Source organism: Nocardioides sp. NPDC057772, assembly GCF_042798075.1.
Taxonomy (GTDB): Bacteria; Actinomycetota; Actinomycetes; order Propionibacteriales; family Nocardioidaceae; genus Nocardioides.
Genome location: NZ_JBHVKN010000014.1, coordinates 1 through 16,913, shown reverse-complemented (window position 1 = coordinate 16,913; position 16,913 = coordinate 1). Strand labels below are relative to the sequence as shown.

The following is a 16,913-nucleotide window of genomic DNA, read 5'->3' as shown; positions in this document are numbered from 1 at the left end:
CGCTCAGGGTAGGAGGCGAGATGGAGCTCTACGTGCCGGTGCTCGCGTTGGCGGGACTGGCGACGCTCTTCGCGGTCGGTTCGGTGATCATGAGCTCGGTCGTCGGGCCGAGTCGCGCCAACAAGGCCAAGGCGGATCCCTACGAGTGCGGGATCGAGGCCACGCCTCAGGCGCTGGGCGGTCGGTTCCCGGTGAAGTACTACATCACCGCGATGCTCTTCATCATCTTCGACATCGAGATCATCTTCCTCTACCCGTGGGCCGTCAGGTTCGACGCGATGGGGTGGTTCGGCCTCGCGGAGATGGGCCTGTTCCTGCTGACCGTCTTTGTCGCGTACGCCTATGTGTGGCGCCGCGGTGGATTGGACTGGGACTGACATGGGTCTCGAAGAAAAGCTCCCGAGCGGGGTTCTGCTCACGACCGTCGAGGGCCTGGCGGGCTACTTCCGCAAGGCGAGCCTGTGGCCGGCGACGTTCGGGCTGGCCTGCTGTGCCATCGAGATGATGACGAGCGGTGGACCGAAGTACGACCTCGCCCGCTACGGCATGGAGGTCTTCCGGGCGAGTCCGCGGCAGGCCGACCTGATGATCGTGGCCGGCCGGGTGAGCCAGAAGATGGCGCCGGTGCTGCGGCAGATCTACGACCAGATGCCCGAGCCGAAGTGGGTGCTCGCGATGGGCGTCTGCGCCAGCAGCGGTGGCATGTTCAACAACTACGCGATCGTCCAGGGCGTCGACCACATCGTGCCCGTCGACATGTATCTCCCCGGCTGTCCGCCGCGCCCGGAGATGCTGATCGACGCGATCCTCAAGCTCCACGACAAGATCCAGGGCGGCTCGCTCGGCGTCAACGCCGAGCGCGAGGAGGTCGAGGCCGAGGCCGAGGCGCTCAAGCTGCTGCCGCTGATCGACCAGACGGGACTCCTGCGGTGAACGACCAGAACATCGGTCAGAACAGCGGCATGTTCGGGGTGAAGGGCTCGGGCGACACCAGCGGCTACGCCGGTCTCACCCGTCAGCACGCGATGCCGAGCCGCACCAGCGACGTCGGCGTCCAGCCCTACGGAGGCTGGTTCAAGGAGGTCGCCGACGCGCTGGCCTTCGTCGAGGCCGAGGCGGTCATCCACCGCGGCGAGCTGACCTTCCACGTACGCCGCGAGCGGCTGCTCGAGGCTCTGCAGGTGCTCCGCGACGAGCTGCGCTTCGAGCTCTGCTCGGGGGTCTCCGGGGTGCACTACCCCGCTGACCAGGGCAAAGAGCTGCACGCGGTCTACCACCTGCTCTCGATGACCTACAACCGCCGGGTGCGGGTGGAGACCTCCGCCCCGGACGAGGACCCGCACGTGCCGAGCGGCGTGGCGATCTACCCGACGCTCGACTGGCACGAGCGCGAGACCTACGACATGTTCGGGATCGTCTTCGACGGCCACCCGGGTCTGACCCGGATCCTGATGCCCGACGACTGGCCGGGCCACCCGCAGCGCAAGGACTACCCGCTGGGCGGGATCCCCGTGGAATACAAGGGCGCGACGATCCCGCCGCCGGACACCCGGAGGAGCTACTCATGACGACCACGGAAGACGAGGCCCGTACGTTCACCGTCACCGGCCAGGACTGGGACGAGCTGACCGACGCCCTCAAGGACGTCAAGGACGAGCGGATCGTCGTCAACATGGGTCCGCAGCACCCCTCGACCCACGGGGTGCTCCGGCTGATCCTCGAGCTCGAGGGCGAGACCGTGACCGAGGCGCGAGCCGGGATCGGCTACCTCCACACGGGCATCGAGAAGAACATGGAGTTCCGCTCCTGGACCCAGGGCACGACCTTCGTCACCCGGATGGACTACCTCTCGCCGATCTTCAACGAGACGGCGTACGTCCTCGGGGTGGAGAAGCTGCTCGGCATCGGCGCCGAGGTGCCGGAGAAGGCCGACGTCATCCGGGTCATGCTGATGGAGCTCAACCGGATCTCCTCCCACCTGGTGGCGATCGCGACCGGTGGCATGGAGCTCGGCGCGCTGACCGTGATGACGATCGGGTTCCGTGAGCGCGAGCTGTGCCTGGACCTGTTCGAGTTCATCACCGGGCTGCGGATGAACCACGCCTACATTCGCCCCGGTGGCGTCGCCCAGGACGTGCCGGAGGGCACCGTCGCGCGGGTCGGCGAGTTCATCGAGCTGATGAAGACCCGGCTGCACGAGTACGCCGCGCTCTGCAACGCCAACCCGATCTTCAAGGGCCGGCTGGAGCAGGTCGGCTACCTCGACCTGGAGGGCTGCCTCGCGCTCGGCCTGACCGGCCCGATCCTGCGCTCGACCGGCTATCCGTGGGACCTGCGCAAGACCCAGCCCTACTGCGGCTACCAGGACTACGACTTCGAGGTCATCACCTGGGACACCTGTGACTCCTACGGGCGGTTCCGGGTGCGGCTGGCCGAGATGTGGGAGTCGCTGCGGATCATGGAGCAGGCGCTGAAGCGGCTCGAGGACCTCGACGGTGCCCCCGTGATGGTGGCCGACAAGAAGATCGCCTGGCCCTCGCAGCTCTCCGTCGGCCCCGACGGCCAGGGCAACTCCCTCGACCACATCCGCCACATCATGGGTGAGTCGATGGAGGCGCTGATCCACCACTTCAAGCTGGTGACCGAGGGCTTCCGGGTGCCGGCAGGCCAGGCGTACGCCGCGATCGAGTCGCCGCGCGGAGAGCTCGGCGCCCATGTGGTCAGCGACGGCGGCACCAAGCCCTACCGGGTCCACTTCCGGGACCCGTCGTTCACCAACCTGCAGGCCACGAGCGTGATGTCCGAGGGCGGCATGGTGGCCGACGTGATCGTGGCGATCGCGTCCATCGACCCGGTGATGGGAGGCGTCGACCGATGAGCTTGGCTCCAGAGACATTCGACGAGCTGCGCGAGATCGCGGCCCGCTATCCCCAGGCCCGTTCCGGGCTGCTGCCGATGCTCCACCTGGTGCAGTCGGTGGAGGGCCGGGTCACGCCCGAGGGGATCCAGGCCTGCGCCGACGTCTTGGGCCTGACGCCCGCCGAGGTGAGCGGGGTGGCGACCTTCTACACGATGTACAAGCGCCACCCTGTCGGTCGTCATCACGTCGGGGTCTGCACCAACACGCTCTGCGCGGTCATGGGCGGCGACGAGATCTTCGCCTGCCTGCGCGAGAAGCTCGAGGTCGGCAACGACGAGACGACGGCGGACGGCAGCATCACGCTCGAGCACATCGAGTGCAACGCGGCCTGCGACTACGCGCCCGTGGTGATGGTCAACTGGGAGTTCTTCGACAACCAGACCCCGGAGTCGGCCTCACAACTGGTCGACGACCTGCGCGAGGGCCGCGAGGTCGTGGCCTCCCGCGGGGCGCGGATCACGAGCTGGCGCGAGGCCGAGCGGGTGCTCGCCGGCTTCGAGGACGGGCTCGTCGACGAGGGACCCGCAGCCGGGCCGGCGTCGCGGGTCGGGCTGGAGCTCGCGCGCGAGCGCGGCTGGGCGGCGCCCGGCGACGCGCGCGGTTCGGCCGATCTCCCGGAGGAGCTGCCCGAGGCAGTCGAGGTGGCCGACACCCGTCGCGCCGAGTCGGAGACGATCGCTGAGGAGGCGTCCGATGACTGACACGCTGACCCCGGTCCTGACCGCCAACTGGGGCGACGAGCGGGCCTGGACGCTGCCCGCCTACACCGCCACCGGCGGCTACGAGGCGCTCGACATCGCTCTCGGGATGGCTCCCGAGGACGTACAGACCGCGGTCAAGGACTCCGGTCTCCGCGGCCGCGGCGGTGCCGGCTTCCCGACCGGGGTGAAGTGGGGGTTCCTGCCGCCGCCCGACCCGGAGAACCCCAAGCCGCGCTACCTGGTGGTCAACGCCGACGAGTCCGAGCCGGGCACCTGCAAGGACATCCCGCTCATGATGGCCTCGCCCCACACCCTGGTGGAGGGCGTGATCATCTCCTCCTACGCCATCCGCGCGGAGCGTGCCTTCATCTACGTACGCGGCGAGGTGCTGCACGTGATCCGGCGGCTGCAGGCCGCGGTCCGTGAGGCCTACGCGGCCGGCCACCTCGGCACGAACATCCACGGCTCCGGCTACGACCTCGAGCTGGTCGTGCACGCCGGCGCCGGGGCCTACATCTGCGGCGAGGAGACCGCGCTGCTCGACTCGCTCGAGGGGCGCCGCGGCCAGCCTCGCCTGCGCCCACCGTTCCCGGCCGTCGCCGGTCTCTACGCGAGCCCGACGGTGATCAACAACGCGGAGTCGATCGCCTCCGTGCCGGCGATCGTGAAGAACGGCGCCTCCTGGTTCGCCGGGATGGGCACCGAGAAGTCGGCCGGCGTCGGCATCTTCTCGCTCTCGGGCCACGTCAAGAAGCCCGGCCAGTACGAGGCCCCGCTCGGCATCACGCTGCGCCAGCTGATCGAGCTGGCCGGTGGCGTACGCGAAGGTCACGAGCTGAAGTTCTGGACCCCGGGTGGCTCCTCGACACCGCTGTTCACCCAGGAGCACCTGGACGTGACGCTGGACTTCGAAGGCGTGGCTGCCGCCGGCTCGATGCTCGGCACCCGCGCGCTGCAGATCTTCGACGACTCCGTGTGCGTGGTGCGTGCGGTGCTGCGGTGGACGGAGTTCTACAAGCACGAGTCGTGCGGCAAGTGCACCCCGTGCCGCGAGGGCACCTGGTGGCTGGTGCAGGTGCTGGAGCGGCTGGAGAAGGGCGACGGCGTCCCTGCGGACCTCGACCTGCTGCTCGACCAGTGCGACAACATCCTCGGCCGCTCGTTCTGTGCGCTGGGTGATGGCGCGACGAGCCCGATCACCTCCTCGATCAAGTACTTCCGAGACGAATACCTGGCCCACCTCGAGCAGGGCGGCTGCCCGTTCGACCCGGCCGCGTCGACTGCATGGGCGGACCCGGTGGTCGAGCTTGTCGAGACCACCCGCGAGGAGGCAGTCGACCATGACTGACGTGACGCTGAAGATCGACGGGGCCGACGTGACCGTGCCCGAGGGGACTCTCGTGATCCGGGCCGCCGAGGAGGCCGGGATCGAGATCCCGCGCTTCTGCGACCACCCGCTGCTGGCCCCGGTCGGCGCCTGCCGGCAGTGCCTGGTCGACATCCCCGACGCCGGCAACGGGCGAGGCTTCCCGAAGCCGCAGGCCTCGTGCACGATCCCGGTCGCCGAGGGCATGGTGGTGGAGACGCAGAACTCCACCGCGGTGAAGGCGCAGCACGGGATCATGGAGTTCCTCCTGGTCAACCACCCGTTGGACTGCCCGGTGTGCGACAAGGGCGGCGAGTGCCCGCTACAGAACCAGGCGATGTCCCACGGGCGGAGCGAGACCCGGTTCGAGGGGACGAAGCGTACGTTCCCGAAGCCCATCAACCTCTCGCCCAACGTACTGCTCGACCGTGAGCGCTGCATCGTCTGCCAGCGCTGCACCCGGTTCGCCGCGGAGATCCCGGGCGACCCCGGGATCGCGCTCATCCAGCGGGGCGCGCAGCAGCAGATCGGCATCGCCGACGACAAGCCGTTCTCGTCCTACTTCTCCGGCAACGTCATCCAGATCTGCCCGGTCGGCGCGCTGACCAGCGATGACTACCGGTTCCGCGCCCGCCCCTTCGACCTCGTCTCGACCCCGAGCGTGGCCGAGCACGACGCCTGCGGTGCCGCGATCCGCATCGACCACCGCCGTGGCAAGGTGATGCGCCGCCTCGCCGGCAACGACCCGGAGGTCAACGAGGAGTGGATCTCCGACAAGGACCGCTTCGGCTTCCGCTACGCCGTCCGCGACCGGCTCACCTCGCCGATGGTCCGTGAGGACGGCGAGCTCCGGCCGGCGTCCTGGCTGGAGGCCGTCGCCCTCGCCGCGCAGGGCCTGGCCGCTGCCGGCTCGGTGGGCGTGCTGCCCGGCGGCCGGCTGACGCTGGAGGACGCGAAGGCCTATGCGGCGTTCGCGCGCGACACGCTGCGCACTCCTCACCTCGACTTTCGCGCCCGCCCGCTGTCGGCGGAGGAGACCGACTTCCTGCGCACCCGGGTGGCGGGGACCAGCGTCACCTACGCCGACCTCGACGCCGCCGACCACGTCGTCCTCGTCGGCCTCGAGCCCGAGGACGAGGCCGGCACGCTCTTCCTGCGGTTGCGCAAGGCCAACCGCAAGGGGCTGCGGATCACCGCCCTGAGCGCGTACGCATCCGAGGGCTCCCGCAAGCTCGGAGCCGAGGTCGTGCTGACCGCTCCCGGTTCCGAGAAGGACGCGTTGTCGCAGGTCAGCGGGGTCACCGAGGCTTCGGTGATCCTGCTCGGAGAGCGCCTGGCCACCAGCCCCGGCGCCTACTCCGCAGCGGCCGAGCTCGCCGACCGCACCGGCGCCAGGCTCGCCTGGGTGCCGCGTCGCGCCGGCGACCGGGGCGCGGTCGAGGCCGACCTGCTCCCGGGCGAGGGTGGTCTCGACGCCGACGCCATGATCCGGCAGAGCGTCCGCGGCGGTCTCGGTGCGCTCGTCGTCGGCGGCGTCGACCCCGACGACACCGCCGACCCGGCTACGTTCCTGGCCGCCCTCGACCAGGCCGGCTTCGTGGTCAGCCTCGAGCAGCGGGTCACCGCCGTGACCGAGCGCGCCGACGTCGTACTCCCGGTCGCCGCCGCCTCCGAGAAGGCCGGCACGTTCGTCACCTGGGAAGGCCGTCGCCGCCCGTTCGAGAAGGTCTTCGACAAGCCCGCGGCCTACTCCGACGCCGAGGTCCTCGCCCACATCACCGCCGAGTTCTCACAACTGGGCGCCGAGTCCGCAGAAGTGGCGGACGAAACTGTCGAATCGTCACCCACAACTACCGACTCGGCCGCCACAACGACCGATTCGGCTGGATTCCGGCTGGCCACCTGGCGCCTGATGCTCGACAACGGGACGCTGCAGCGGGGCGACAAGGCGCTGGCCGCGACCGCACGGCCGGCATTCGTACGCCTCCCGGCAGCGCTCCACGAGAAGGTCGGTGACGTCGTGACGATCGCCGGTGACCGCGGGAGCTGGACGCTCCCGGCGCTCCCGGCGGAGCTGGCCGAAAACACCGTGTGGGTGCCGACGAACAGCTTCGGGCGCGGTGTCTGGGCGGACCTCGCCTCGCCGGGCTCGACGGTGACCATCGAGGGGGCAGAGCAGTGAACGGGCTGGAGCAGTTCGGCCAGGACCCCTGGTGGATCATCGCCATCAAGGTCCTGCTGGTCTTCGTGGTGTGCGTCGTGCTGACGCTGTTCAACATCTGGTGGGAGCGCAAGGTCGTGGCCCGGATGCAGCACCGCATCGGCCCGAACCGGCACGGACCGTTCGGTCTGCTGCAGTCCCTCGCCGATGGCGTGAAGCTCGCGCTGAAGGAGGACCTGACCCCGGAGAAGGCCGACAAGATCGTCTTCATCACCGCGCCGATCCTGGCCTGCGTGCCGGCGTTCGTGACGTTCTCGGTGATCCCGTTCGGTCCGGAGGTCAACTTCTTCGGGGTCCAGACGCCGCTGCAGCTGACCGACATGCCGGTCGCGGTGCTGTTCGTGATGGCGATCGCCAGCATCGGCATCTATGGGATCGTGCTCGGCGGCTGGGCCTCCGGCTCGACCTACTCCCTGCTGGGAGGCCTGCGCAGCAGCGCTCAGATGATCTCCTACGAGGTGAGCATGGGCCTGGCGCTCGTCACCGTCTTCCTGATGGCCGGCAGCCTGTCCACGAGCCAGATCGTCGCGGCCCAGCAGGACTGGTGGTTCGGTGCCCTGCTGCTGCCGTCCTTCCTGATCTACTGCATCTCGATGGTCGGCGAGACCAACCGTGCGCCGTTCGACCTCCCCGAGGCCGAGGGTGAGCTGGTCGGTGGTTTCCACACCGAATACTCGAGCCTGAAGTTCGCGCTGTTCTTCCTGGCCGAATACATCAACATGGCCACCGTCAGCGCGCTCGCCACGACGCTGTTCCTCGGCGGCTGGCGGGCCCCGCTCGGCCTCGGCACGATCTGGGCCGGCGCCAACGAGGGCTACTGGCCGGTGCTGTGGTTCTTCCTGAAGATGTTCTTCTTCATCTGGATCTTCATCTGGCTGCGCGGCACGCTGCCGCGGCTGCGCTACGACCAGTTCATGTCGCTCGGCTGGAAGGTCCTGCTGCCGGCGAGCCTCGCCTGGATCGTCGCCGTGGCGGTGATCAAGATGGCCGCCATCCAGGGCGGCTTCAGCCCCAACTGGATCCTGTTCGGCTTCGGTCTGGCCGTCACAGCAGTCGTGGTGCTCGGCTTCCTCAACCGGCTCCCGGAGAAGGAGGCCCAGGTCAGCACGCCGGCCGGCGGCTTCCCGACCCCCGCCCTGCCGCGGGGCGGCGCCGTGCGAGGTGCCGCACAGCCGCTCGTGTTCGGCCCGCCGGCGAGCGCCAACGGCGTCCGCACTTCGACAGGCTCAGCACACCGCATTCTTCCCTCTCCTGAGGAGGCAAAGTGAGCAACGACGACCGCACGTTCAAGGAGCGTTTCTGGGACCCGGTCAGCGGGTTCGCGGTGACGTTCGGGACCCAGTTCAAGAAGCCGGTCACCGAGCAGTACCCGCAGCAGAAGGAGCCGACCGAGGAGCGCTTCCACGGCCGCCACCAGCTCAACCGGCACCCTGACGGACTGGAGAAGTGCGTCGGCTGCGAGCTGTGCGCCTGGGCCTGCCCGGCCGACGCGATCTACGTCGAGGGCGCGGAGAACACCGAGGAGGAGCGCTACTCGCCGGGCGAGCGCTACGGCCGCGTCTACCAGATCAACTACCTGCGCTGCATCCTGTGCGGGCTGTGCATCGAGGCCTGCCCGACGCGGGCGCTGACGATGACGAACGACTACGAGCTCGCCGACACCTCGCGCGAGAGCCTGATCTACGAGAAGCAGGACCTGCTCGCGCCACTCGAGGACGGGATGGAGGCGCCTCCCCACCCGATGTTCCTCGGCAACGACGACACCTCCTACTACGCGCCCGAGCCGAAGGAGTCGGCCCGATGAGCTTCGTCATCCTCGCCTCGATCATGGTGATCGCGGCGATGGGCCTGCTGTTCGCGCGCAAGCCGGTGCACGCCGCGCTGTCGCTGGCGGTCGTGATGATCGGGCTGGCGATGATGTACGCGACGCTGGAGGCACCGTTTCTGTTCGCGGTGCAGATCGTGGTCTACACCGGCGCGATCCTGATGCTGTTCCTGTTCGTGATCATGCTGGTCGGTGTCGACACCTCCGACACCCTGAAGGAGACGATCGCGGGGCAGAAGGTGCTCGCGGCTCTGCTCGGCATCGGCCTCGGGGCGACCCTCGTCGCGGGCGTCGGCCAGGCCAGCATCGCCACGATGCGCGGGCTCTCCAGCGCCAACGAGGGCGGCAACGTACAACGCCTCGCCGACCTTCTCTTCTCCCGCTACGTGATCGCCTTCGAGGCGACCAGCGCGCTGCTGATCACCGCCGCGATCGGGGCGATGGTGCTGGCCCACCGGGAGCGGATCGACCCGAAGCAGAGCCAGACCGACCTGGCCCGGAAGCGGGTCGCCGACTACGCGAAGAGCGGCAAGCACCTCGGCCCGCTGCCCCCACCGGGCACCTTCGCGCGCCACAACAGCAACGACACCCCGGCGCTGCTGCCGGACGGGTCGCAGAGCACGAAGTCGGTCCCGGCGATCCTCGCGGGTGGGGCGAACGGCACGAGTGACGAGGGGCAGGGCGAATGACAGACAACACCACGGCGTACGTCATCTTGTCCGCCATCCTCTTCACGATCGGCACGATCGGGGTGCTGACCAGGCGCAACGCGATCGTCGTCTTCATGTGCGTCGAGCTCATGCTCAACGCGGCCAACCTGGCCCTGGTGGCGTTCAGCCGCATGCACGGCAACCTCGACGGGCAGGTGACGGCGTTCTTCGTGATGGTCGTCGCGGCCGCTGAGGTGGTCGTCGGGCTGGCGATCATCATGACCATCTTCCGCACCAGAAACACGGCTTCGGTCGACGAGCCAAGGATGCTCAAGTGGTGAATCCTGTCGAGGCCAGCGGCGTCTTCTCGCTGATCTGGCTGGTCATCGCGCTGCCTCTGGCCGGCGCTGCCCTGATCCTGATCGGCCGGCCGCTGGCGCCGGCACTCTTCGACCGGATCGGGCACTGGCTCGCGGTCGTGCTTGCGGGTGCCTCCTTCGTGCTGTCGCTCGTCCTCTTCATCGCCGCCCTCGGGCGCGACGAGGAGAGCAGGCAGGTCGTCCAGCACCTCTACACCTGGTTCGACACCGGGGACCTGAGCGTCGGCTTCGACCTGCTCTACGACCAGCTCTCCAGCCTGTTCCTGCTGCTCATCACCGGTGTCGGCACGCTGATCCATGTCTACTCGGTCGGCTACATGGCCCACGACGAGCGGCGCACCCGGTTCTTCGGCTACCTCAACCTGTTCCTCGCCGCGATGCTGATGCTGGTGCTGGCGGAGAACTACGTCGGCCTCTTCCTCGGCTGGGAGGGCGTCGGTCTGGCGTCCTACCTGCTGATCGGCTTCTGGCAACACAAGCCGTCCGCGGCCGCTGCCGCCAAGAAGGCCTTCGTGATGAACCGTGTCGGCGACATGGGGCTCTCGCTGGCGATCGCGCTCTGCTTCGTCACCTTCGGGTCGACCTCTTTCTCCGCGATCGACATCAGCGAGACGTCCACGACGACCCTCAACTGGCTCGGCATCCTGCTGCTGGTCGGCGCCTGCGGAAAGTCCGCCCAGGTGCCGCTGCAGGGCTGGCTGCTCGACGCGATGGAGGGCCCGACCCCGGTGTCGGCGCTGATCCACGCGGCGACGATGGTGACCGCTGGTGTCTACCTCATCGTCCGCAGCAGCGCGGTCTTCGACGCTGCCGAGGCCGCCTCGACCGCGGTCGTGGTCGTTGCCCTGGTGACCATCATCTGGGGTGCCGCGGTGAGCTGTGTGAAGGACGACATCAAGAAGGTCCTGGCCGGCTCGACGATGAGCCAGATCGGCTACATGATGCTCGCCGCCGGGCTCGGCGGGCCGGGCTACGCGTTCGCGATCTTCCACCTGCTCACCCACGGCTTCTTCAAGGCCAACATGTTCCTCGGCGCCGGCTCCCTGATGCACGGCATGAACGACGACGTGAACCTCAAGCACTACGGTGCCCTCAGCCGGGCGCTGCCGGTCACGTTCCTGACCTTCGCGATGGGCTACCTGGCGATCATCGGCTTCCCCGGCTTCGCGGGCTTCTGGTCGAAGGACAAGATCCTCGAGGTCGCCTTCGCCGAGAGCTGGCTGGTCGGCATCATCGCCCTGCTGGCCGCCGGTGTGACCGCGTTCTACATGACCCGCCTGATGATGCTCGCCTTCTTCGGCCGCAAGCGGTGGCCCGAGGGCGTACACCCGCACGAGTCGCCGCGGATCATGACCGGACCGCTCGTCGTCCTGGCCGCGCTGTCGGTCCTCGGTGGTGTCTTCGCGCTCGGCGGCTGGATCGAGCACTGGCTCGAGCCGGTCGTGGCCATCGGCCACGCCGAGCACCACGGCCCGCTCCCGGTCTGGGCGACCTCGGTCCTCGCGGTGCTCGTCGTCGCCATCGGCGTCGCGGCCGCCGGGTTCGTCTTCGGGCGCCGACCCACCACGACCGAGCCGACCCGCTACCTTCCGGTCCCGCACGTCGAGGACGTCGTGGTCCCGCCCGGGATGGCGATCACCCGCGGCGCGCTGGCGACCGACAGGTACGCCGTCGACGGCCTGATGAGCGGTGGCCCGATCGCCTTGGCGGCGATCGCCGGTGAGCTCCGCAAGGCTCAGACCGGCTACGTACGCTCCTATGCCCTCTCCGTCCTCGGCGGCACTGTGCTGGTGACCCTCGCGATCCTGGTGGTCAACTGATGCTGACAACTCTCGTCCTCATCCCGTTCGTGGGCGCGCTGGTCACCGCGGTGATGCCGGCCCGGCCCAAGCTGTGGGCCTTCGGCTTCGCGATCGCCACCCTGATCGCCGGTCTCGTCACGATGTTCACGGCCCCCGACACCGACGTCGTCTGGATGGAGCCGCTGGGCGTCCACTGGGCGCTCGAGATGGACGGCTTCGGCAAGCTGATGGTGCTGCTGACCGTCACCCTGGTGCCGCTGGTGATGGTGGCGGCGGTCAAGGACCACGACAAGCGGTGGTACGCCTGGGCGCTCGCCCTGGAGGCCTTCGCGCTGCTCACCTTCCTGGCCGCCGACCTGTTCGTCTTCTACATCGCGTTCGAGGCGACGCTGATCCCGGCGTACTTCATGATCGGCCAGCACGGTGGGCCGAACCGGGCGAAGGCCGCGCTCAAGTTCTTGATGTTCCAGCTCGGCGGCGGCCTGGTGCTGCTCGGTGCGCTGATCGGGTTCTTCGTGGTGTCCTCGGAGGCCGGTGCGCCGTCCTACCTGATCAGCGATCTGGCCCAGCTCGACATCGGCACCACCGCCGAGCGCTGGATCTTCGTGGCCATGTTCATCGCGTTCGCGGTGAAGGCGCCGCTGTTCCCGGTGCACACCTGGCTGGCCGACACGACCGAGCAGGCGACCACGCCGACGTCGGTGCTCCTGGTCTGCGTCCTCGACAAGATCGGCACCTTCGGCATGATCCGGCTCTGCCTGGGTCTGGTGCCGGAGGCCTCCGCCTGGGCGACGCCGGTCGTGATCGTGCTGGCGCTGATCTCGATCGTCTACGGCGCGGTGCTCGCGATCGGCCAGGACGACCTGCTCCGGCTGATCGGTCTGACCTCGCTCTCGCACTTCGGGCTGATCACCCTGGGCATCTTCGCCGCGACCCGCGAGGGTCTGGTCGGCGCGATCCTCTACATGGTCAACCACGGTGTCGCGACCGCGGCGATGTTCCTGATCGCCGGGTTCCTGATCACCCGCAAGGGCACCGCCTCGATCTCGTCGATGCGGGGGCTGGAGAAGGCCACCCCGGTGCTCGCCGGTACGTTCCTGATCGCCGGACTGGCCACCGCGGGCCTTCCAGGGCTGTCCCAGTTCGTCTCCGAGATCATGGTCCTGATCAGCGCCTTCGACTACCACTGGCTGGTCGGCGTCATCGCGGTCACGGCGATCGTGCTCGCCGCGATCTACGTGCTGTGGGCCTACCAGCGGATCTTCACCGGGCCCGCCCAGCTGTCCCGGAGACCGGTCCGTGACCTCGACCGGCGGGAGGTCGGCGTACTTGCGCCGCTGCTGGTCGCGCTCTTTGTCTTCGGCTTCGTCCCCGGACCGCTGATCTCGGCGGCCCAACCGGTCGTGGCTCCTCTTGTTGATGTCATCCAGGCAGGTGAGTGACGCGATGTTCGAGTCCCCCGGAATTTCGTACGCCACCCTCTGGCCCGTCCTGCTGGTGCTCGGCGTCGCGTGCGCCGGTGTCGTCGTGGAGGCCTTCGCGCCCCGCGCCGCCCGGTTCAACGCCCAGGTGTCGTTGGCGCTGGCCGGGCTCGTCGCCGCCCTCGCCGGGACGGTCGCCGTCGGTGCGGGATCGGCACTGGGCGCTTCGACGGGCGAGGGCGCCCTCGTCATCGACGGTCCCGGGGTCTTCTCCCAGGGTCTGGTGCTGCTGGTCTCGATCGGCGGCGTCGCCCTCTTCGCCGAGCGCCGCCTCGACAACGGCGTGAGCGTCTTCGCCGGCCAGGCGGCCGCGCTGCCCGGCACCTCGGCCGAGCGCACCGCCTCCCAGCGGGGGCTGGAGCACACCGAGGTCTACCCGCTGATGATGTTCGCGGTCGGCGGGATGATGCTCTTCTGCATCTCCGGCGACCTGCTGATGCTCTTCGTCGCCCTCGAGGTGCTCTCGCTCCCGCTCTACCTGCTGACCGGTCTGGCGCGGCGTCGCCGGCTGCTCTCCCAGGAAGCGGCGCTGAAGTACTTCCTGCTCGGCGCCTTCTCTTCCGGCATCTTCCTCTACGGCCTCGCGCTGGTCTACGGCTTCGCCGGCTCGATGTCCCTGGCCGAGATCGGCGAGGCGGCGGCCGCCGACGGCTCCAGCCCGCTGCTGCTCCTCGGCATCGGCCTGATGGCCGTCGGCATGCTCTTCAAGACCGGTGCGGTGCCGTTCCACTCCTGGACGCCGGACGTCTACCAGGGGGCCCCGACGCCGGTGACCGCCTGGATGAGCGCGGCCACCAAGATCGCGGCGTTCGCCGCGATGCTCCGGCTCTTCTACGTCGCCTTCGGCGCCGAGGGCGAGATCTGGCGTCCGGCAATCGGCGTCGTCGCGGTGCTGACCATGCTGCTGGGCGCCTCCTTCGCGATCGTCCAGACCGACGTGAAGCGGATGCTCGGCTACTCCGCCGTCGCCCACACCGGCTTCCTGCTCACCGGCCTCCTCGGCGTGCAGACCGACGCCTTCGGTTCCACCCAGGCGGTGCTCTTCTACCTGACCGCCTACGGGTTCGCCACGCTCGGCGCCTTCGCGATCGTCTCCCTGGTCCGTGGGCCCAACGGCGAGGTGGGCTCGCTGGACCGCTGGGCGGGCCTGGGTCGCACCAACCCGTGGGTCGCGGCGACCTTCGCCGTCTTCCTGCTCTCGATGGCCGGGCTGCCGCTGACCGCCGGGTTCATCGGCAAGTGGGGCGTCTTCGCCGCCGCGCTCGGCGCGGGCCAGTGGCCCGTCGTCGCGGTCGCGATCGGCTCCAGCATCATCGCGATCTTCTTCTACGTACGCGTCATCATGCTGATGTTCTTCACCGACGCGCGCGAGGACGTGGCCACGGTTACCACCCCGTCGTACGCCACCTCCGTGGTGATCGCTCTGAGCGCTGTCGCCACCGTCTTGTTGGGTGTAATTCCGGGCCCTGTGCTCAGCCTGTTGGTGGATGCGGGAGGATTCATCGGGTGAGCACCAGCGCACCCACCGACCGAGCCCCTGAACTCGCCCTCCCGATCACCGATCCCGAGCTCGAGCAGCGACTGCGCGCTCGGTTGGCGATCGTGGAAGAGCGGCTGGCCGGCTACACGCGGAGTCGTTCGCCGTTCGTCACGGAAGCGGCCACCCACCTGATGCAGGCCGGCGGCAAGCGATTCCGGCCGTTGCTGGTGCTGCTGGCCGCTGAGTGCGGCCCGAACAAGCTCGCCGACGAGGTCATCACCGCAGCGTGCGTCGTCGAGCTCACCCACCTCGCGTCGCTCTACCACGACGACGTCATGGACGAAGCGCTCGTGCGCCGCGGCGAGGACTCGGCCAACGCTCGCTTCGACAATCACGTCGCCATCCTCACCGGCGACTTCCTCTTCGCACGTTCCTCTGAGTTGACCGCCGAGCTCGGCCCGGACGCGGTACGCATCCAGGCGGCCACCTTCGCCAAGCTGGTCGAGGGGCAGATCCTGGAGGGCGTCGCGCCCGCCGAGGGGGTCGACCCGGTCGATCACCACCTCGAGGTGCTGGCTGGGAAGACCGGTGTCCTGATCGCCACCTCGGCTCTTTACGGTGCCCTCTTCGCGGGTGCCGACAAGGAGATCCAGGACGCCCTGGTCGCCTACGGTGACATCGTCGGCGTCGCCTTCCAGCTCTCCGACGACATCCTCGACATCGCCTCGGACGAGTCGGGCAAGACTCCGGGCACCGACCTCCGCGAAGGCGTCCCGACGCTCCCGGTGCTGTTCGTCCGCCGCGCGAACGATCCTGGCGACGCCCGTCTCCTCGAGCTGCTCGACGGCGATCTCTCCGACGACGCGGCCCTGGCCGAGTGCGTCGCCCTGCTCCGCGCCCACCCGGCGCTGGCCGAGGCCCGCGCCTACGTCCAGGCCCGAGCCGAGGAGGCCAAGGCCGCTCTGGCCCCGCTCCCCGAAGGTCCGGTCCGCACGGCCCTGGAGGCCTTCGCCGACATCGTCGCCGTCCGTTCTGTGTAAGCCGAGGCGCGATATTCGGTAAAGGGTTTCGACGCCCTGGCAGTACCGTTGCGACGTGAGTGAGCAGCGGCGTGGAGTGATGTTCGGCGCTGCGGCGTACGTCATGTGGGGCGCGTTCCCGCTCTACTTCCCGCTCTTGGAGCCGGCCGGTGCCTGGGAGATCCTGGGCCACCGGATCGTGTGGTCGCTGATCGTGGCCGGGGCGCTGGTGCTGATCGTGGGGCGCCGCAAGCAGGTGGCGGCGATCCTGCGCGACCGCCGCAAGCTGCTGCTGCTGACGGCGGCGGCCGCGGTGATCTCGACCAACTGGGTGACGTACATCTGGGGGGTCAACAACGGGCGGATCGTGGAGACGAGTCTCGGCTACTTCACCAACCCGCTGGTCACGATGTTGATGGGCGTGATCATCCTGCGTGAGCGGATGCGGAAGCTCCAGTGGGTGGCGCTGGGGATCGCGTTCGTGGCCGTCATCGTGCTCACCATCGACTACGGGCGGCTGCCCTGGGTCGCGCTGGTGCTGGCTTTCTCGTTCGGCACCTACGGGCTGCTGAAGAAGAGCGCGGGGGTCGGCCCGTTCGAGTCGCTGGCCGTCGAGACCGCCGTGACGGCGCCGTTCGCGCTGGCCCTGCTCATCGCTCTCCAGGCCACCGGGAACGGCACGCTCGTCGGAAACGGTGTCCTCCACGTACTCCTGCTGATCAGCCTCGGCGTCATCACCGTGGTGCCGCTGGCCTGCTTCGGCGCCGCCGCCATCCGGGTGCCGATGGTCACGATCGGGCTGCTGCAATACCTGGCGCCTATCCTGCAGTTCGCCGTCGGCGTCTTCATCGCCCACGAGGCGATGCCTCCTGGCCGCTGGGCCGGCTTCGCGATCGTCTGGGTCGCGCTGATCATCTTCAGCGCCGAGGCGGTTCACCACCGTCGCATGGTCCTGCGTGCGCAGGTCGCTCCGCTGAGCTCGACGGGCGTCTAGACCCGCCCGGCCGAGAGGTCACCCCCGCAGGCCGAGACGTCACTCAGGTCGGTCGAGACGGCACCTGGATGCCC

At 68.9% G+C, this 16,913-nt stretch carries 16 protein-coding genes; all 16 read left to right on the top strand.

Annotated features, from left to right (window positions below; genetic code table 11):
• Positions 1–20: 20 nt before the first annotated feature.
• From ACFVJS_RS04675 to rarD, 16 genes are read left to right on the top strand one after another with little or no spacing between them, the layout of a single operon-like run.
• On the top strand, positions 21–377 hold the full coding sequence (locus ACFVJS_RS04675; RefSeq protein ID WP_165112894.1) for an NADH-quinone oxidoreductase subunit A: 357 nt from the start codon (positions 21–23) through the stop codon (positions 375–377).
• Position 378: 1 nt separating this feature from the next.
• Positions 379–933: an NADH-quinone oxidoreductase subunit B family protein gene (locus tag ACFVJS_RS04670; protein ID WP_141802432.1), complete on the top strand. Its 555-nt coding sequence runs from the start codon at positions 379–381 to the stop codon at positions 931–933.
• Positions 930–1,568: an NADH-quinone oxidoreductase subunit C gene (locus tag ACFVJS_RS04665; RefSeq protein WP_378877773.1), complete on the top strand. Its 639-nt coding sequence runs from the start codon at positions 930–932 to the stop codon at positions 1,566–1,568. Before ACFVJS_RS04670 ends, ACFVJS_RS04665 begins: the two co-directional genes overlap by 4 nt.
• Positions 1,565–2,878 carry an NADH-quinone oxidoreductase subunit D gene (locus ACFVJS_RS04660; protein WP_378877772.1) on the top strand — a complete coding sequence of 438 codons (1,314 nt, stop codon included), beginning with the start codon at positions 1,565–1,567 and terminating at the stop codon, positions 2,876–2,878. The genes ACFVJS_RS04665 and ACFVJS_RS04660 overlap by 4 nt, the downstream gene beginning before the upstream one ends.
• Positions 2,875–3,621 carry an NADH-quinone oxidoreductase subunit NuoE gene (gene nuoE / locus ACFVJS_RS04655; protein ID WP_378877771.1) on the top strand — a complete coding sequence of 249 codons (747 nt, stop codon included), beginning with the start codon at positions 2,875–2,877 and terminating at the stop codon, positions 3,619–3,621. Before ACFVJS_RS04660 ends, nuoE begins: the two co-directional genes overlap by 4 nt.
• Positions 3,614–4,969, top strand: coding sequence for an NADH-quinone oxidoreductase subunit NuoF (gene nuoF, locus ACFVJS_RS04650; RefSeq protein WP_378877770.1), 1,356 nt, complete (start codon positions 3,614–3,616; stop codon positions 4,967–4,969). Before nuoE ends, nuoF begins: the two co-directional genes overlap by 8 nt.
• Positions 4,962–7,169 carry an NADH-quinone oxidoreductase subunit G gene (locus tag ACFVJS_RS04645; RefSeq protein ID WP_378877769.1) on the top strand — a complete coding sequence of 736 codons (2,208 nt, stop codon included), beginning with the start codon at positions 4,962–4,964 and terminating at the stop codon, positions 7,167–7,169. Before nuoF ends, ACFVJS_RS04645 begins: the two co-directional genes overlap by 8 nt.
• Positions 7,166–8,476 carry an NADH-quinone oxidoreductase subunit NuoH gene (gene nuoH / locus ACFVJS_RS04640; RefSeq protein WP_378877768.1) on the top strand — a complete coding sequence of 437 codons (1,311 nt, stop codon included), beginning with the start codon at positions 7,166–7,168 and terminating at the stop codon, positions 8,474–8,476. The genes ACFVJS_RS04645 and nuoH overlap by 4 nt, the downstream gene beginning before the upstream one ends.
• Positions 8,473–9,012 (top strand): NADH-quinone oxidoreductase subunit NuoI, encoded by a 540-nt coding sequence (gene nuoI, locus ACFVJS_RS04635; protein ID WP_378877767.1) that lies wholly within the window; start codon positions 8,473–8,475, stop codon positions 9,010–9,012. The genes nuoH and nuoI overlap by 4 nt, the downstream gene beginning before the upstream one ends.
• Complete coding sequence (locus tag ACFVJS_RS04630; RefSeq protein WP_378877766.1) at positions 9,009–9,722, top strand: NADH-quinone oxidoreductase subunit J; 714 nt, start codon at positions 9,009–9,011, stop codon at positions 9,720–9,722. Before nuoI ends, ACFVJS_RS04630 begins: the two co-directional genes overlap by 4 nt.
• Positions 9,719–10,024 (top strand): NADH-quinone oxidoreductase subunit NuoK, encoded by a 306-nt coding sequence (gene nuoK / locus ACFVJS_RS04625; protein ID WP_008356449.1) that lies wholly within the window; start codon positions 9,719–9,721, stop codon positions 10,022–10,024. The genes ACFVJS_RS04630 and nuoK overlap by 4 nt, the downstream gene beginning before the upstream one ends.
• Complete coding sequence (gene nuoL / locus ACFVJS_RS04620) at positions 10,018–11,883, top strand: NADH-quinone oxidoreductase subunit L (protein ID WP_378877765.1); 1,866 nt, start codon at positions 10,018–10,020, stop codon at positions 11,881–11,883. The genes nuoK and nuoL overlap by 7 nt, the downstream gene beginning before the upstream one ends.
• Positions 11,883–13,307 carry a NuoM family protein gene (locus ACFVJS_RS04615; protein ID WP_378877764.1) on the top strand — a complete coding sequence of 475 codons (1,425 nt, stop codon included), beginning with the start codon at positions 11,883–11,885 and terminating at the stop codon, positions 13,305–13,307. The genes nuoL and ACFVJS_RS04615 overlap by 1 nt, the downstream gene beginning before the upstream one ends.
• Before the next feature lie 4 nt (positions 13,308–13,311).
• Positions 13,312–14,856: an NADH-quinone oxidoreductase subunit NuoN gene (gene nuoN / locus ACFVJS_RS04610; protein WP_378877763.1), complete on the top strand. Its 1,545-nt coding sequence runs from the start codon at positions 13,312–13,314 to the stop codon at positions 14,854–14,856.
• Positions 14,853–15,866: a polyprenyl synthetase family protein gene (locus ACFVJS_RS04605; RefSeq protein ID WP_378877762.1), complete on the top strand. Its 1,014-nt coding sequence runs from the start codon at positions 14,853–14,855 to the stop codon at positions 15,864–15,866. The genes nuoN and ACFVJS_RS04605 overlap by 4 nt, the downstream gene beginning before the upstream one ends.
• A gap of 55 nt (positions 15,867–15,921) precedes the next feature.
• A complete protein-coding gene (gene rarD, locus ACFVJS_RS04600) occupies positions 15,922–16,839 on the top strand; it encodes an EamA family transporter RarD (RefSeq protein WP_378877761.1) in 918 nt (305 codons plus the stop codon).
• Positions 16,840–16,913: the final 74 nt, after the last annotated feature.

What these genes read in the sequence shown, in the direction of transcription:
- ACFVJS_RS04675 (WP_165112894.1), top strand. Translation starts at nt 21, where the DNA reads ATGGAGCTCTACGTGCCGGTGCTCGCGTTGGCGGGACTGGCGACGCTC.
- ACFVJS_RS04670 (WP_141802432.1), top strand. Translation starts at nt 379, where the DNA reads ATGGGTCTCGAAGAAAAGCTCCCGAGCGGGGTTCTGCTCACGACCGTC.
- ACFVJS_RS04660 (WP_378877772.1), top strand. Translation starts at nt 1,565, where the DNA reads ATGACGACCACGGAAGACGAGGCCCGTACGTTCACCGTCACCGGCCAG.
- nuoE (WP_378877771.1), top strand. Translation starts at nt 2,875, where the DNA reads ATGAGCTTGGCTCCAGAGACATTCGACGAGCTGCGCGAGATCGCGGCC.
- nuoF (WP_378877770.1), top strand. Translation starts at nt 3,614, where the DNA reads ATGACTGACACGCTGACCCCGGTCCTGACCGCCAACTGGGGCGACGAG.
- ACFVJS_RS04645 (WP_378877769.1), top strand. Translation starts at nt 4,962, where the DNA reads ATGACTGACGTGACGCTGAAGATCGACGGGGCCGACGTGACCGTGCCC.
- ACFVJS_RS04630 (WP_378877766.1), top strand. Translation starts at nt 9,009, where the DNA reads ATGAGCTTCGTCATCCTCGCCTCGATCATGGTGATCGCGGCGATGGGC.
- nuoK (WP_008356449.1), top strand. Translation starts at nt 9,719, where the DNA reads ATGACAGACAACACCACGGCGTACGTCATCTTGTCCGCCATCCTCTTC.
- ACFVJS_RS04615 (WP_378877764.1), top strand. Translation starts at nt 11,883, where the DNA reads ATGCTGACAACTCTCGTCCTCATCCCGTTCGTGGGCGCGCTGGTCACC.
- nuoN (WP_378877763.1), top strand. Translation starts at nt 13,312, where the DNA reads ATGTTCGAGTCCCCCGGAATTTCGTACGCCACCCTCTGGCCCGTCCTG.